Source organism: Empedobacter sp. GD03739 (assembly GCF_029843245.1).
GTDB classification, from domain to species: Bacteria; Bacteroidota; Bacteroidia; order Flavobacteriales; family Weeksellaceae; genus Empedobacter; species Empedobacter falsenii_B.
Genome location: NZ_JAOCHX010000022.1, coordinates 14,244 through 30,623, shown reverse-complemented (window position 1 = coordinate 30,623; position 16,380 = coordinate 14,244). Strand labels below are relative to the sequence as shown.

Below are 16,380 nucleotides of genomic sequence, written 5' to 3'. Positions count from 1 at the left end.
TAAAAGACGATTTTATAAAATCGTCTTTTATTATTATTTTTACATTCTATTTACTTCATCTTGATTTCCAGTTTCGCGATTTTTTACTGATAATTTATTACTTCCGAATTTATAATTCAATCCAATTCTTATGCTTTGAGTATCCCATACATTCGCAAAAGTTTGTACGATTCCATTGTTATTTTGTGATAAATATTCTTGCGCTTTGAAAATATCTGTTGCATTCAAACTCAATTCTAATTTTTTATCTAACATCAAATATTTGAACGAAAGATTGAAACGAGCATAAGGTTTTAGTTTATAATTTTGGAAAGTTTCTCCAAAATTTTGAAAATAAATCAAGTTAATAAACATCGTTTTTTGTTGATTAAGCGTAAAATCATTTGTCGAAAATAATGAACTCGACCAACCTTTGAATCGCTTAGAAGAAATTGCAACATTTGCGCTCGAATAAGAAACTTCAAAAGTAGTAACGCTTGACCACCATTTTGTAGGATTTATCGTCATATTTTGGCTCAAACCAAAGCTATCCGAATCTACAAAATTCATCCAAACAAAAGTATTATGTTTTGTGTTCTCATCAATGATTGAAGCTTGATTGACACCATCTCTCAAACTTGAATAATAAAGTCGAGTATCAAATTTTTTGTAAGTAAAAGTAAGTTCTAAATTGTGTGTAAAAGCTGGTTTCAAAAAAGGATTTCCTTCGTTGTAAACATATTCGTTTTGTATCATTCGAAAAGGATTTAAACTTTCGTAATTTGGACGATTGATACGACGCGAATAATTAATTCCTAAACTTTTACTTTTATCAAAAGTATGCAACAAATAAAATGACGGAAACAGTTTGATATAATCTGTTTTATTCGTTTGATTATTTTCTCTCGAAAAACCTTCTGTTTGTGTTGCTTCTAATCTCAAACCAGCTTGCATCTGCCATTTTTCTCCAAACTTTTTACTTCCGTTCAAATAAATTGCTTCGTTATTTTCTTTGTATTTGAAAAGATTCGACAAATTTTCATCAAATGTATAGTTGTAATTTTCGTCTGCTTTATATGCTTCAACCAAATTATTTGATTTTGATTGCGAAAATTTAGCACCAAAACTCCAATTGAAATTTGTTAAAGGAAGTTCTACATCAATTTTTGACGAAAAATTCTCAATTCGATTGTTTAAATTACTTTTTCCACCAAAAAAAGAATCTTCTATTAACTGATTATTTTTGTAAGAATTGGTTGCATAAGTTCTATTCATTGGAGATGAATAATTGGCGTAATCGGCATCAAACGAAATCTTTTTACCTAATGAATCAAGTGCAAATTCTGAATAAAGATTGACCAAAGATTGATTTGTTTTACCATTTTCGAATGAATTTCCTTTATTTGTTTGATAAATTTCGTTCGCTAAATTCTTGAAAAACATTTGTTGTGGATTTTCTGAATTATATTTCGAATTGTTGAACGAAAATTTAGAGCCAATTGTCCATTTATCGGTTAATTTATAATCAACAGAGAATCGTCCTCCAAGATATTTGTTGATATAATCTGTGTAAGAAATGTTATGTCTGCGCGCATCAGAGAAAAATAATTCGTTGTTCCATGTTCTTAGAAATCTTCTATCTCCAGCATTCAATGAAGTCTGAATTGTCCATTTATCTTTTTGTAAATTATAAGCCGCATTGTAGCGCTCTGTGTTTCTTTTACTTCGCGTATATGATGCTCCAATAGTGGAATTCCAGCTATTATTTTTTATTTTTTTTGTTACAATATTTACAATTCCACTATTTCCTTCTGCCTCATATTTTGCAGGTGGAGTCGTAATGACTTCAATTTTTGAAATATCAGAAGCGCTCATACTTTCCAAATAATTAACCAAATCCGTTTGCGACATATAAGTTGGTTTGTCATCAATCAAAACCATTACAGAATTTTTTCCAGAAACCGCAATATTGTCATTTGTTACATTCAAACCAGGAGTGACGCGTAAAACATCCATTGCAGTTCCGCCAGCAGCTGAAGTAGAATTTTCTACATTGAAAACAAAACGATCGATTTTTCGTTCCATGATTTTCTTTTCAGCTCCAACGACAACTTCTTTCAAGTTTGTAGATGTTTTAATTTCAATCTTTCCTAAATCGATAGAATTATTCAATTGAATATCTTTCTGAAAAACAATTTCTTCAAAATAGTTGATTTCAAATTTGTACGTATTTTTCTTTGCTTCAATAGCGAATTTTCCAAGTTCATCTGTTGTTAAATTGATAATTGTGTCTTGATTAGATAAGGTAATGTCAACATAAGGAAGCGCTTTATTTTGCTCCATAACTTCGCCTGTTAGTGTATAGTTTTGAGCAAATAGAAAACTAGCGCTAAATAAAATGATAAGTTGAATAAATGTTTTCATGTTGAATTAATTTTAAACAAATATTCTCCAAATCGATTCTTTTTGAACTTTAAAATCGACAAACCCTACTATATTATCGACGAATTTGATTAAAACCAAAAACCTCGAGAATCTCTTGAGGTTTTTGATTTAATTTATTTTTCCTTCATAATAAACAGGATTTCCTTTTTCATCGAAACCAATTATAGTTAATTGATAATCTTTTGGTTTATCGTTGTTGAAATATTCTATTTCTGTGTCTTCTCCTGGAGCTGTATACAAATTAGGATTCCAAAATAAAGTACTTCTTATGTCATTCGGAACATCGTTGTAAAGCGATTCGTAATCATCATTGTTAAAATATGGAAGGGATTGATTATAACCACCAATTTGAATTAAATTATTAGGTAACATAGGCGTGTTATCAACTGGCGCATCACTTCCTCGTTTAGAGTAAATTGCAATTGCATTACCAAGTAAACCAGCGCCTTTGAAAATTTTTACCATCGCAATATCTCTAGGATTAATACTAGTTAAATTATCTGAAGTCATTTTCATTTCGTTCCAATAAATTGCAACTTCAGAATTTCTAATTTTTGGAACTCCGTTAGAAACCGTTAATCCTGCAACTCGTCCAGCTAAAAAGTCCATAATATTTGTATAACCTTCTATTGGCTGAGATTCGTTTACGAAATCTATCACAGTTTCGTTTATGTTATTGAACATTCCGCTACTTAATTCATTGTTCAGCTTCTCAGTTTTCGATTTTTTATCCGCTTTTACAACAACTTCTTTCAGACGAATACTTTTATCATTGATGATTTTGATGTTCTGTTTATACGTATTCTGCTTCTCGACTTCTTCTTTATTCGTAATTTCTTCTAATAAATAAGGCGTTGCAGGCAATTTGGATTTATAACTTGTACTTTTATAATTTGGCACAACAGATAAAGTTAAAGTTCCGTTGTTGGCAGATTTTCCATTTTCCGAATTCAAGAAATAATTCATCGCCATTGGCCCATAATAAAACAAATTATTCATCTCGAAGTTTCCTTCATAATCAGTATCAAGCGTTGCAAATTCTTTTCCATTATTCTGCATTTTATAAATAATACTCAACGAAGCATTGCTCAATTCTCTCCCGTTATTATATGCTTTCACTTTGTAGGAAAGATATCTACGATCGTTGTCAATAGTAGGTTTTACGATATTTCCAACCACTAAATCTTCCCAATTAAATCTTTTCCATTTTTCTGTTATTAAAAGCGCATCCAGATTTTCTGAGAATTCATTATTTTTAAAATATTGTGTAGGATGATTAATTTTCGAACTAAAATCTCGCGTCAATAACATTGCAGAAATTAAATTGTCTTCATCATTATTTTTTTGATCTTTGATAACAGCCGAAAAATTAATTTCTTCAGGATATTTTACCTTAATTGTGTTTAATTCTCGTGGATTAGCCGTTGTTTCGAAAGAAATTTCAGGTTTTTTGTACGATTCTTTTGGATTGATAAATATCAAACGATGAGCAACCTGAATATCATTTGCATCAAAAATGGCAATGTTCAAAATACCTTTGTCATTGTCTAAAACCTCTTTTGGAACATAAGTTGAAACCGATTCCACACTTTTTACAATTTGAGAACTCATTACAAGTTCATTATTAATTGTTCCAATAATTTTATGATTCAATAAAGGATTTTCTTGATTGATGCTTTTTAATTGGATCACAATGTCTTTGCTATTTCGAACAACTTTCATCAGAATCCCATCTTTTTTAGCTTCAGGTAAATCAATAATTTGTTGATTTCCTTTTTCGTCATTTAATTGTACTTGATAAGATTTGCCTTCTTCTGCTCTCAACGCAAAAGTCGCAACGTTTTCATCTAGATTATCAAATGTTGTAATTTTATTGGTAGGATTATTTTTCTCGAATACAAAACCATTCCATTTTTTTGGTAAATCTCCGTCCGATTTTAATCTTACAGCAAATTTAGTTGTCTGATTTTGAATAAAATTTCCACCTTCCGCAAAAGCTTTTGCATTCCATTTTAAATTTGGATTTGGAACAAGTTTTAACTTAGAATTTGGATTATAAATCTTGACTTGATTGATATGTTGAAATTCTTCTGAGAAGAAAGTCATGTACGTTGTGTAGGCTCTTACAAAGTAAATTCCTTCCTCGTTTTCGTTTTTGGTATTTAGCGTTCCGTCACTTTCACCGTTCACAATCGGAACCAGTTTTCGGTCGATTAATTTTTTGTCTTTATTGTATAATTCAACAATAAGATTTGTAGAAATTAAGCTTGGTTTGTAGCCATTTAATGTATAAGCTTTGAACCAAATATTATCTCCAGCAATGTAATCTTCCTTATCAAATAATAAATAAACTTTTTCTTGAGCGTAATTTGTATCCAGACTTTTTATAGCCGTTTCCAATTTTGATTGCGCAAAAGTTGTAATCGAGCAAAAGTATAATGCGAGTAAATAAATATATTTCATGCGAGAATGATTAATCTAATAGAATGAATTTGAATTCTTAAAATTATCATTATTTAGATGATTTTCATTCAAATATTTTATTAAAGTTTATCATAACTTTTGATTGAATGACGATTTTTCTTCTCGAATAATGTTAATTTTTGTTAATGAATTTAATTAAAAGACTTTAAACAAAAAAAAACCTCGAGAATTTCTCGAGGTTTTGATTTATAAAGAAATGTTGTTAGATTAAATTCCGTCAACAATTGCATTTAATGTTGCAGATGGACGCATTGCAGCAGTTGTTTTAGCAAAATCTGCTTTGTAGTAACCACCAATATCTTGAGGTTTACCTTGTGCACCAATTAACTCTTCGTTAATTTTTGCTTCGTTTTCTTCCATAGCTTTTGCAACTGGAGCAAATTTAGCAGCTAAATCAGCATCTTTTGTTTGATTTGCTAACGCTTCTGCCCAGTACATTGCTAAATAGAAGTGAGAACCACGGTTATCGATAGTTCCTAATTTACGACCTGGAGATTTATCTGTAGCTAAGAATTTAGCATTTGCTTCATCTAAAGCATCAGCTAAAGTTTGAGCTTTTGCATTTCCTTGTGTTTGAGAAACGTGCTCTAAAGAAGCTTGTAATGCTAAGAATTCACCTAAAGAATCCCAACGTAAGTAACCTTCTTCAATAAATTGCTCGATGTGTTTTGGAGCAGATCCTCCCGCACCAGTTTCGAATAATCCACCTCCGTTCATTAATGGAACGATAGATAACATTTTAGCAGAAGTTCCTAATTCTAAAATTGGGAATAAATCTGTTAAGTAGTCACGTAAAACGTTACCAGAAACAGAAATAGTATCTTTTCCTTCTCTTGCACGGCTTAAAGTTTCTTTCATAGCATCTTTAACGTCCATGATACGAATATCTAAACCTGTTGTATCGTGATCAGCTAAGTATTTTTCAACTTTTTTGATGATTTGTTGATCGTGAGCTCTTCCTTTATCTAACCAGAAAATTGCTGGAGTATCAGATAAACGAGATCTGTTAACCGCTAATTTAACCCAGTCTTGAATAGGAGCGTCTTTAGTTTGAGACATTCTGAAAATATCAGAAGTTTCAACTTTTTGCTCTAATAAAGTGTTTCCGTTTGCGTCTTCAACTTTGATTGTTCCGTTTGCAGGAGCTTGGAAAGTTTTGTCGTGAGAACCATATTCTTCCGCTTTTTGAGCCATTAATCCAACATTAGGAACTGAACCCATTGTTGTAGGATCTAATGCTCCATTTGCTTTCATATCGTCTACAACAGCTTCGTAGAAACCAGCGTAAGAACGGTCTGGGATGATCGCTACAGTATCTTCTTCAGCACCATCTTTGTTCCACATTTTACCTCCGTTTCTTACTAATGCAGCCATAGATGCATCAACAATAATATCAGAAGGAACGTGGAAGTTAGTGATTCCTTTATCAGAATTAACCATTGCTACACGTGGTCCGTTTGCTAAATCAGCTTCAATTGCAGCTTTAACTTCTGCTTCTTGAGGTTGACCTTTTATTTTTTCGAATAAATCTGCTAAACCATTGTTTGGATTAATATCTAATGCTTTGAAAGTATCAGCATATTTTACGAAAACATCTTTAAAGAAAGTTTCTACGATAGCTCCAAAAATAACTGGATCAGAAACTTTCATCATTGTTGCTTTTAAGTGAGCAGACAATAATACGTTTTTGTCTTTTGCTTCTTGAATAGCTTCTTGAACAAATGATCTTAAAGAGTTTAAGTTCATTACAGAAGAATCAATTACTTCTCCAGCTTTTAAAGGTGCTGCTGATTTTAATTCTTGAACAGAACCATCTTCTCCGTAAAATTTGATTGTATATTCAGTTGCGTTTTCTAATGTAGTTGAATTTTCAGTACCATAGAAATCACCGGATTTCATGTAAGCAACTTCTGTTTTGCTGTCTGTAGCCCAAGCTCCCATTTTGTGAGGATTAGCTTTTGCATAGTTTTTAACAGCTTTCGGTGCACGACGGTCAGAGTTTCCTTCACGTAAAACTGGATTTACAGCAGAACCTAAAACTTTTCCGTATCTAGCTTTGATTGCTTTTTCATCTTCATTTTTTGGTTCAGCTGGATAATTTGGTACAGCAAAACCTTTCGCCTGCAATTCTGCAATCGCTTCGTCTAACTGAGGAACAGAAGCCGAAATATTAGGTAACTTAATGATATTTGCTTCCGGAGTAGTCGCCAAAGCTCCTAATTCTGCTAAAGCATCAGGAATTCTTTGTTCTTCTTTTAAGAATTCAGGGAAATTAGCTAAAATACGTCCAGCTAAAGAAATATCTGGAACTTCGATTGTAATATCAGCTGTTTTCGTGAATCCTTGTACGATTGGCAAAAATGAGTGAGTTGCCAACATCGGAGCTTCATCCGTAAGTGTGTAATGAATTTTTGACATTATGTTTTAAATTTTTTTGAGACTATTTTAATAATAGTCAATTAAAAATACATTTTTTCAATTTTGAATGCAGAAACTGCAAACTTTGCAAATATACAATATTTAGCAGATTAAGTTGACCATAAATCAATCATTTACACTAATTTTAGTATAATTTTTAACATGATTTTTGATAGGTAGTCAAGTTGATAATTTATTGAAAGAAAATTGTTCAAGTTGATAATTTTTGACTGATTTTTTTTTCAATTTTATGTATAAGTTCACTTTTGAGAAAGTCGTCTTTTTAATGCTTCTTAAGAAACCAATTTTTATAAACTTAGTTTCTTTCTTAATTTTGCAGAAAACAATTCTTTTGAAACAAAATTTAGCGACAATCGCATTTTATAATGTCGAAAATTTTTATTCTAAATCTTCAGACGAATCTTTTTTGCCCAGTAATTTTATCAAATGGAAAGATAATCGTTATGACACAAAGGTGAAAAAGATTGCATTCTGCATCTCTAAAATTGGAAAATTAGAAACAAATGAATTACCATGTTTGGTTGGTTTGGCTGAGGTTGAAAATGAAGAGGTTTTGCAAGATTTGATTCAAAATGATTTTTTGAAAGATGGTGATTATAAAACACTTTTATATAAATCATTAGACGAAAGAAAAATAAATGTTGGATTAATTTATCGTCAACAATTTTTTGAAGTTTTAGAAAGCGAACCAATTAGATTTGTCTTTAAAGATCAGTATGATACAAAATATTATACACGAGATATTTTATATGTGAAAGGAAATTTAGTTGGTGAAGTTATTCATCTTTTTATTGTTCATTTACCTTCTAAAATTGATAAAGAGATCAATCAATTAAAACGTCAACATATTTTTAAAACGATTCGAAAAAGAATTAACGATTTGTTAACCGAAAATTATTCGGCAAAAATTGTTGTGATGGGAGATTTTAATGATTCTCCAACAAATTCTGACTTAATTGATGAATTGGATACGCGTTCTAAACAAGAAGAGATAAACAGAAACGAATTATTCAATCCAATGGTTAGTCTACAATCCTATAAAAGAGGTTCGATGATTTTTAAAAAACAATGGATGTTGTTTGATCAACAGATTTTTTCGAAAGGATTTTTTACTTGTCAATCAAATTTAGAATATATAAAAACAGATATTTTTGATGCTGATTTTTTGAAGAATACAGGCGGAAAATCAACTGGTTTGCCATTCAGAACTTTTGTTGGCGGAAAATATTTCGGTGGATATAGCGATCATTTTCCCGTTTATACCATTTTAAAATATTAAATTTGTAGCAGTATAATTTAAGAATAGGTGAGAATCCACGAAAATGGTCAGGTTGAGATTGACGGAATCGATAAGTTGATTCTGAATGCCTTTATGGACAATGCTAACATGCCTGTTTCGCAATTAGCAAAAGAATTAGGTATATCAAATACGGCAGTTCATCAACGTATCAAGAAATTAGAAGCTTCTGGTGTGATTGATTCAACTAAAGTAATTGTAAATCCAGCAATTTTAGGTTATTCAACGATGTCATTTGTTGGTGTTTTTATGGACAAACCTTCTTCTTATAAATTAGTTGTGAAAGCTTTGGAAGAGATTCCAGAAGTAGTGGAAGCTCATTTTACAACGGGAAATTACGGGATTTTCCTTAAAATTTTGAGTCGTGATAATCTACATTTAATGAATGTGTTGAACAAAAAAATTCAGCAAATTGATGGCGTTACACGTACAGAAACTATAATTTCGTTGGAGCAACCAATAGATAGACAAATAAAACTTTAATATACAAAGATGAATATTAATCAATATTTAGACTCGACGTATCTTAAAACACCTGAACAAGCAGGTATTTCGAATTCTGATACATTAGAGATGGTGCATAAGTTAGCACAAGAAGCTATTGATAATGATATCTATGCGGTAATGATTCGTCCTGATTATGTAAGATCAGTTCGTGAATTATTGGATGAGAAAAAATCGAATGTTGTTTTGGGAACTGTAATTGGCTTTCCTGAAGGGACTTACGATTTGAATGAAAAGTTGAGAGAAGCGCAAAAAGCAATTGCTGATGGAGCCGATGAATTAGATTTTGTAGTAAACTACGAAGCGTTCAAAAAAGGTGATAGCGATAAAGTAAAAGAAGAAGTAGAAGCTGCAACATTAGTCGCATTGCGTGAAGGTAAAGTTGTAAAATGGATTATCGAAACTGCTGCTTTAACAGATGAACAGATTGTTGCTATAACACAATTAATTCGTGATACTGTTTTAGAAAAAGCAGGTGAAGAAAAAGCATCAAAAGTTTTTGTAAAATCTTCTACAGGTTTTTATAAAACTGAAAATGGAGAACCAAATGGAGCAAACGAGCATGTTATTAAATTGATGCTTGAAAATTCAGGTTCGCTTCCAGTGAAAGCTTCTGGCGGAGTTCGCACAACAGAAGAAGCTGAAAAAATGATCGCTTTAGGCGTGAAAAGAATTGGAACATCGTCTGCATTGGCGATTGTAAAAGGAGAGCAAGGAGCAAAAGGTTATTAGAAAATTTCTACATTATAATACATTTAAAAGTCTCAATATTTATTGAGACTTTTTTTTATTCATTAAAAATAAGCTTTCTTTTTTAGTTAATTTTTTAAAATACTTAAATAGCATATTGTATTTTATTATTTTTGGAGCACTAAAATTATAACTTGATTTATATCAAGTAATTTGGTTAAAAATGGTCGTAATTTTGCATTGATAACACTGATAAAATAGTATAGACGTATGTTGTTGAATAATCGTAAAGTTTATAATAATTTGGTTTTTGATGTAGGTATAACTGCATTTGAATTGAATGATATCCTACATACAGAAAAATTGAGAAAAGAGTTATCTGTTGATGAGTATTTTGGAATAATCTGGTCTGGTTCTAAAAAATTTGTTCATAAAATAAATGGAAAAGAATATTCGATTCCCAAAAATCATTTTCTTTTTATAGCTCCCAATATCTCCCAAGATTTTGTGAAACAAAATACTCGTACTGATGCTTATTATATTGTTTTTAAACAAGAATTTTATTCGAAATCAATCGAAGAGAACTTGAAGTTAGAAAATTCTACACTTTTTTCGCGAGATATTATAAATATTGTTGAGAATACAATTTGTTCTGCTCCAATTTTTGAGGCTAATTATTTGCAATATTTCTTTACTGCATTCGAAAATGAATTAGATATGAAGCTTGCTCATAATCTCTTGGAACGTATTATTATCAATGGTCAAATGGAAACATTTGATATGCAAAGCCAATTTATACAAGATGATTTTGATGTAGAACTTGCGACAAAATTCAAAAAACTTTTGCAAGAAAATGTCAAGGAAAATAAACAAGTATCTTTTTACAGTGATAAACTTTTTATTACAAAAAGAAGGTTAGATAAAGCAACTCAAATCGTTTTTGGAAAAACAGCAAAAGAAATGATTGTTGAAGAATTGATGAAAAATGCAAAGATTTTATTAGTCAACTCAAAAATGTCAATAAAAGACATTGCGCTGGAACTCAATTTCCTTCAAGAAACCAATTTTACTGCGTTTTTTAAGAAAAACACGGGGATTTCTCCGACTAAATTCAGACAAAGTACTCCGAATTAAATAGTTAGAAATGTCGTTTTTCATCATCTTTTGGTATGATTTAATCTTTTAAGAACACAAAATAACTTCTACATTTGCATCGCATTTGAGAATAACCAATCTTAAATATACAAACTACCAGTTTATTTAACAAATATTTTTTAATAAATTTTAACAAATTATAAAATCATGAAAAAATTAGCATTTTTTTTAACAGTTTTCTGTGGATTAGTTTCTGGAATGGCTTTAGCTCAAGAGACAGCAACAGCAAAATTGAATGTAAAATTAAACCCAATTCAAACAATTGTTATTGGTGGTACTGAAGTAAACTTAGAATATACAACAAAAGACGATTATTCTAATGGTGTTACATCAAACATGATCGACCACTTAATTGTATATAGTACTGGTGGTTTTGCTGTAAAAGTAAGATCTGAAAATGAAAACTTAGTTAGAGAAAAAGGTGAAAGTAAAATTGCTGTAAAAACAATTAACTTAGTAGCAACTTTAGGTTCAGATAATAAATCAAAATCAACTTTCAGTAAAGTTGTATTAGATACATCAGACAAAAACTTGATTTCTAGTAAAGTTGGTGGTACAGATTTAAAATTCAACGTTGCGTATAATGGAAAAGGAGGAGACGCTTATGTTAACAAATATAACAATGTTGAGAAACCTACCGTGTATACAACTACTGTAACTTATACAATAGAAGCACAATAATATAAAAAATAGGAAGTGATATTGAAAAATATCACTTCTGTTTTTGCTTATGAAAGTTCTTCGTTTTTTAACAATCGTTTCTTTTTTAGCATTAATCGTTTCAACTAAGATTAGTGCACAATCAGGTATTACTGTAAGTCCACCAAGGACTTATTTTGCGTTAAATCCTGGTGAGTCTGAGCGTAAAAAGATTATGGTAACCAATGTAAGTGATGTACATACATTAGAGTTGTCTGTTTCTTTTAATGATTGGAAGTATGATGAGTTTGGAGGTAATGTTGTCTCTGAACCTAATACTTTACCAACAAGTAATGCAAACTGGATCACAGTTTTACCAAGTAATACATTTACACTTTTGCCAAGAGAATCGAAAGAAATAGAAGTTCTGATGCAAGTTCCAGAAAAGATAAACACAGAGAGTGTGCATACAGCAATGATGTACATCACGCAAACAAATCCGATTGCTGGACAAAATAAAAGTGGAGAAAATATTATATTCTCGATTCGTACAGGTATCAAAATTTATCAACGATTAAATATTGCACGTGATACAAATGTAGAGTTTACAAATTTTGTTTACGATAAAACTGAAAATCGTTTGGTGCTTAATATTTCCAATGAAGGAAATGTTTGGAGCGAAGGAACGATTACAAATGAAATCATTAATCAAGAAAATGGTCAACAAATAAAATTGCAAGATGCAGTTTTTTATAGTTTACCAAATGATAAAAGAATTGTATATATACCATTGCCAAAGGATTTGCCAAAAGGTTCGTATATTGTTACCTCAACTTTAAGTTTTGAGAAAGATGATCAATTGAAAATTGCTGAATTGACGTTCTCAAATGATAAATAATAATTTGTTTCAGAAAATAGTTTCAACAATTACATTATTGTTGACAATGGCAGTTTCTGCTCAGTTTACGTTAAATGCTCATAATAATGGTTGGGTGCAAGTAAATGGAAGTAATGGAGTTACGACGGCTAATGTTGTGGCTGTAGAAATGCACATGTCTGGTGCTTTAAATTATAAAAATTGGTCTTTAGTTGCGCGTGTTGTTTCGCCTATTGTAAATTCTGAGAAAAAAGAATTTCCTGTCGAAAAACTGAAATTAAAATTCAATAATTATACAACTTCTCAATATTATTCAGAGAATTATCCTACACTAAATCAATTAGGAGTTATTCAGAATAACATCGCGATGAGTTTTTCTCCAAATTATTTTATCCGAAGTTCACCTTTAACAATAGCAACACCAGCAGGAAAATATGGTGCAATTATTCTGAATTATGATATTGTGATTGATGCAGGGACATATCTAAATGCTCTAAAATCATGGAACAATTATCCAATTCAATTCGAGTTTTCTTTATTGAATGAATTTGGAACCCTGATTGGTAAAAGTCTTTTTCCGATTGAAATGCAAATTAGTCCAAACGGAAATTACGAATCAGCTCCGGCGTTTTCTATTGCGGTCGATGGTTCTGCTGTAAATGCAGAATTGGTTTTCAATACAATACAAGATTATAGAAATGGTGTGAAGAAAGAATATCAAAATGGCTTAATTGTTTCTTCTGATACAGCTTACGATATTCAAGTTTCGTCGATTAATCAATATTTACAATCAAGTGATGCGCAGAATTTGGAATTAAATTCAATCAATGTTCAGATAAAAGACATCGAAACAAATAATCTTTCTAAGGTTATAAAACTTTCGAATTACAATCAATCATTGATGACGAATAGTTCTAAAACGGCTTCAAAAAAGTACAATATTATTTATTCTACAACTCCGTCGGATAATAAAATTTTGAATAGCAAACCTGGGAATTATTCAACTTCTTTGCTGTACACGATTACACCATTGTAAAACAATATGTTCTTTTCAATCAATTATTTTCGAAGCGTATTTTTTATTCTGCTTATTCTTGTTAGCGGACAAAATTTGCGTGCTCAAACTATAAATAATGGATTGAAATTTAGTACAATAAAAGAAGTTAAATTAGAAGATGGCAACAACTTTTCTATTATTCTTCAATTAGAAAATACAACCAATGATACGATAAATGCTCGTCTGGGACTTAAAATTCCTTCAGCGATAAGATCGTATTCGCAAGATAATCTTCAAATAAAAATCAATCCAAACAAGAAGGCTTTTATTCCAATGCAGTTTACGGTGAACAAATCGCAAATGGCTGGAAAATTAGATTTAGAATTCAGTATTATTGATTTTTTAAGCAAAAAAGAAATAGGGAAATCCGTTACTTCAGTTGTTGTTTTGCAGAAGAGAAACATCAAGATTTTTCCTGTCCAGAGTAATATTTTTTATCGTCAAGAAGGAGATTCTATTCATTATGAATTGAAAGTAATGAATATGGGAAATCAAGCCGAAGAAATTTTGCTAACTAATGTTCTTCCTGACTTCAGAGGTAATTTCACTTCTGAAAACAAGCGAATTATAGTTGAAGCTTTTCAAGAAAAAATTGTTAGATTTTCTAAATATGTAGACCGAGATATGATGAAAATTGAAAGTTTTCAGGCAAATGTTTCGGGTTATACAACGACCAAAGATTTTGCAGGAAATGTGTTTTTTACCATTCAGAATGCAAGTTCCAATCGTGTGTATAGAGATCCAACAATGTTAAATCAGAATTGGACAAACTTTTCTACAAATTATGTTCGATTAACTGCTCGTGATATCAATTCCGCTAATGCGAATTATAACTTAATGGCTCATCAAGAATTTTCGGTTGGGTTGAATGAATTTGCATATAATATTAATGGAACAACTTGGAATAAGAATCAAGACATGGTTTTGACAGATTCTTGGGTGAAATATCAACGCAAAGACAAAGGAATTTTAATCGGATCAATCAATAACAACGATTTTGATATTCCAGTTAACGGACGAGGAGTGATGTTGTTTAATAATTATGATAAGAATGATAACCGAATTGTAGTCGGAACGGTCGAAAAAAATTATAATTTATTAGATGATTTGACGAACGATGTTTTCAAGAATAGCAACACAACTTTTGCGAATGGACGATTTTTAATAAAAGATAAAAACGAATTAGAAACAACAGCTTTGTTTGATAGAACTTATTCTACAACGAACTTTATTTTGACAAATGGTTACAAATGGGTTACACCAAATAAGTGGAATCATTCAGTGAAATTTGGGTATGGTTTATCAAAATTTAAAGAGACAAATGATGTCGAAAACTCGATGTCGATTTCTGCAAATGTTTCTGGAACAATAGGCAAATTTGATTTCTATAGTTCCAATTATTACAGTTCGGGGTATTATCCTGGGACTCGACGTGGAGCTTTGTATCTAAATCAGCGTTTACAACGCACGTTTTCTAAATTTTCGTTGTGGTCTTCGTTAACGGTTACCAATAACAATCCGAAATCTATCGATCCGTATTTGATTAATTATATGCAAGCAAATGAATCGAAAGCCTTACGTTTTGAGACGGGAATTTCGTTCAAATTAGCGAGTCATTTTAATCTTTCGATTTCTCCAAAATTGAATATAGAAAAATCAAATATTCTGAATTATGAGACATTTAAGTATATGCCGATGGATTTTAAATCAGCTTATTTAAACGGAACATTTACATGGTTGTCTAATTCTCGTGTGCATCAGTTGGTTTTGAATGCTTTGGGAGGGTTTTCTGAGTTAAACGAGTTGAGTAAAGTTGATCCAATTGTTTATGGGCAATTAACGTGGAATGTGAAAAACTTTCAGTTAAACTCAATTTATCAACGAGGAAGTATGATGATTGCAGAAGTATATTCGACGAATAATCTAAATCATCAATTAGAACGTTTTACAACTTCGGCGAGTTTTCGTCAAAGCTTTTTTCAGAAAAAATTGAATACAGCAGTTTCTACTTATTATAATATTGACAAAAATTTTGGAAATACCTTAACTTTTGGAGCTTCTTTAGATTATCAACCAATTGATAATTTTATTGTGAGTACACAAGCGAATTTTAGCCATTACGATTCGAAAACATTGAATAGCAAACAAACTTATTTGCAAGTTGGTGTACAATATAATTTGCCTGCGAAACGTACTGTGACAGATGTAAAAGACGGAACATTAAATTTGTTTGTGTTTTATGATTACAATGCAAATGGTATTTTTGATGAAGGTGATAAAGTGGCTGATAGTCGTAATGTAAAGATAAATGAAACTAACTTTATTACAGATTTAGAAGGAAATATCAAGTATAAAAAAGTGCCTTATGGTAATTATTTAATCAAACTTCCTGGACAAAAATGGTTTGCACAAGATTATGCGGTTAATATTAATTCTAAAACGACTTCTATTTCTATTCCAATGCAACAAACTGGTGTTGTGAGAGGAAAAGTTGAGTATGAATTATCTTCAAATTTGGAGTATCAGGTTTCGGCAAATTTATTCGGTTTTACGTTGATTTTTAATCACGAAAATGGACAGATTTTTACAGTTAAAACAAATGATAGAGGTGAATATACAGCTTTTTTACCTGTCGGAAATTATACGTTTCACCTTTTAGAAAATAGTTTGCCAGAACATGTTTATGCAAAAACATATTTGAATAAAATAACGGTAGAAAAGGAACAAAATACAGAATATGAACCGCTTATCCTGAAAATTAAGGAGCGAAAAGTTAACATCAAACGTTTTGGTAATTAATGGATATTTTGATTT

The 16,380-nt window shown here is 30.8% G+C and carries 11 protein-coding genes; 8 read left to right on the top strand and 3 right to left on the bottom strand.

Going from position 1 to position 16,380, the window contains the following annotated elements; translation table 11 throughout:
• Window positions 1-39: 39 nt before the first annotated feature.
• From N5E64_RS08785 to N5E64_RS08775, 3 genes are all read right to left on the bottom strand, one after another.
• Window positions 40-2,403, bottom strand: coding sequence for a TonB-dependent receptor domain-containing protein (locus N5E64_RS08785; RefSeq protein WP_280037122.1), 2,364 nt, complete (start codon window positions 2,401-2,403; stop codon window positions 40-42).
• 129 nt (window positions 2,404-2,532) lie between these two features.
• Window positions 2,533-4,887, bottom strand: coding sequence for a hypothetical protein (locus N5E64_RS08780; protein WP_280037121.1), 2,355 nt, complete (start codon window positions 4,885-4,887; stop codon window positions 2,533-2,535).
• Window positions 4,888-5,115: 228 nt separating this feature from the next.
• A complete protein-coding gene (locus N5E64_RS08775) occupies window positions 5,116-7,326 on the bottom strand; it encodes an NADP-dependent isocitrate dehydrogenase (RefSeq protein WP_114998765.1) in 2,211 nt (736 codons plus the stop codon).
• A 352-nt stretch (window positions 7,327-7,678) separates the two neighbouring features.
• Between N5E64_RS08775 and N5E64_RS08770 the strand changes: the two genes are divergently transcribed.
• The 8 genes from N5E64_RS08770 to N5E64_RS08735 all read left to right on the top strand — a co-directional run bounded on the left by N5E64_RS08770 (window position 7,679) and on the right by N5E64_RS08735 (window position 16,365).
• Window positions 7,679-8,626, top strand: a complete 948-nt coding sequence (locus N5E64_RS08770; protein WP_280037117.1) for an endonuclease — start codon at window positions 7,679-7,681, stop codon at window positions 8,624-8,626.
• Between the two features lie 27 nt (window positions 8,627-8,653).
• Window positions 8,654-9,127: an Lrp/AsnC ligand binding domain-containing protein gene (locus N5E64_RS08765; protein WP_171623291.1), complete on the top strand. Its 474-nt coding sequence runs from the start codon at window positions 8,654-8,656 to the stop codon at window positions 9,125-9,127.
• A 9-nt stretch (window positions 9,128-9,136) separates the two neighbouring features.
• On the top strand, window positions 9,137-9,880 hold the full coding sequence (gene deoC / locus N5E64_RS08760) for a deoxyribose-phosphate aldolase (RefSeq protein ID WP_114998760.1): 744 nt from the start codon (window positions 9,137-9,139) through the stop codon (window positions 9,878-9,880).
• Window positions 9,881-10,108: 228 nt separating this feature from the next.
• Entirely contained in the window at window positions 10,109-10,972 is an 864-nt protein-coding gene (locus N5E64_RS08755; RefSeq protein WP_280037112.1) for a helix-turn-helix domain-containing protein, read from the top strand.
• A 168-nt stretch (window positions 10,973-11,140) separates the two neighbouring features.
• Window positions 11,141-11,674, top strand: a complete 534-nt coding sequence (locus N5E64_RS08750) for a hypothetical protein (RefSeq protein WP_280037109.1) — start codon at window positions 11,141-11,143, stop codon at window positions 11,672-11,674.
• 49 nt (window positions 11,675-11,723) lie between these two features.
• On the top strand, window positions 11,724-12,530 hold the full coding sequence (locus N5E64_RS08745) for a molecular chaperone (RefSeq protein ID WP_280037106.1): 807 nt from the start codon (window positions 11,724-11,726) through the stop codon (window positions 12,528-12,530).
• Window positions 12,520-13,545: a hypothetical protein gene (locus N5E64_RS08740; protein ID WP_280037104.1), complete on the top strand. Its 1,026-nt coding sequence runs from the start codon at window positions 12,520-12,522 to the stop codon at window positions 13,543-13,545. The genes N5E64_RS08745 and N5E64_RS08740 overlap by 11 nt, the downstream gene beginning before the upstream one ends.
• A 102-nt stretch (window positions 13,546-13,647) precedes the next feature.
• Window positions 13,648-16,365: a hypothetical protein gene (locus N5E64_RS08735; RefSeq protein WP_280037102.1), complete on the top strand. Its 2,718-nt coding sequence runs from the start codon at window positions 13,648-13,650 to the stop codon at window positions 16,363-16,365.
• The last annotated feature ends 15 nt before the right edge of the window (window positions 16,366-16,380 follow it).

Bases quoted from the DNA above. Each gene is read 5' to 3' on its own strand.
- N5E64_RS08785 (WP_280037122.1), bottom strand. From the start codon at position 2,403: ATGAAAACATTTATTCAACTTATCATTTTATTTAGCGCTAGTTTTCTA.
- N5E64_RS08780 (WP_280037121.1), bottom strand. From the start codon at position 4,887: ATGAAATATATTTATTTACTCGCATTATACTTTTGCTCGATTACAACT.
- N5E64_RS08775 (WP_114998765.1), bottom strand. From the start codon at position 7,326: ATGTCAAAAATTCATTACACACTTACGGATGAAGCTCCGATGTTGGCA.
- deoC (WP_114998760.1), top strand. From the start codon at position 9,137: ATGAATATTAATCAATATTTAGACTCGACGTATCTTAAAACACCTGAA.
- N5E64_RS08755 (WP_280037112.1), top strand. From the start codon at position 10,109: ATGTTGTTGAATAATCGTAAAGTTTATAATAATTTGGTTTTTGATGTA.
- N5E64_RS08750 (WP_280037109.1), top strand. From the start codon at position 11,141: ATGAAAAAATTAGCATTTTTTTTAACAGTTTTCTGTGGATTAGTTTCT.
- N5E64_RS08745 (WP_280037106.1), top strand. From the start codon at position 11,724: ATGAAAGTTCTTCGTTTTTTAACAATCGTTTCTTTTTTAGCATTAATC.
- N5E64_RS08740 (WP_280037104.1), top strand. From the start codon at position 12,520: ATGATAAATAATAATTTGTTTCAGAAAATAGTTTCAACAATTACATTA.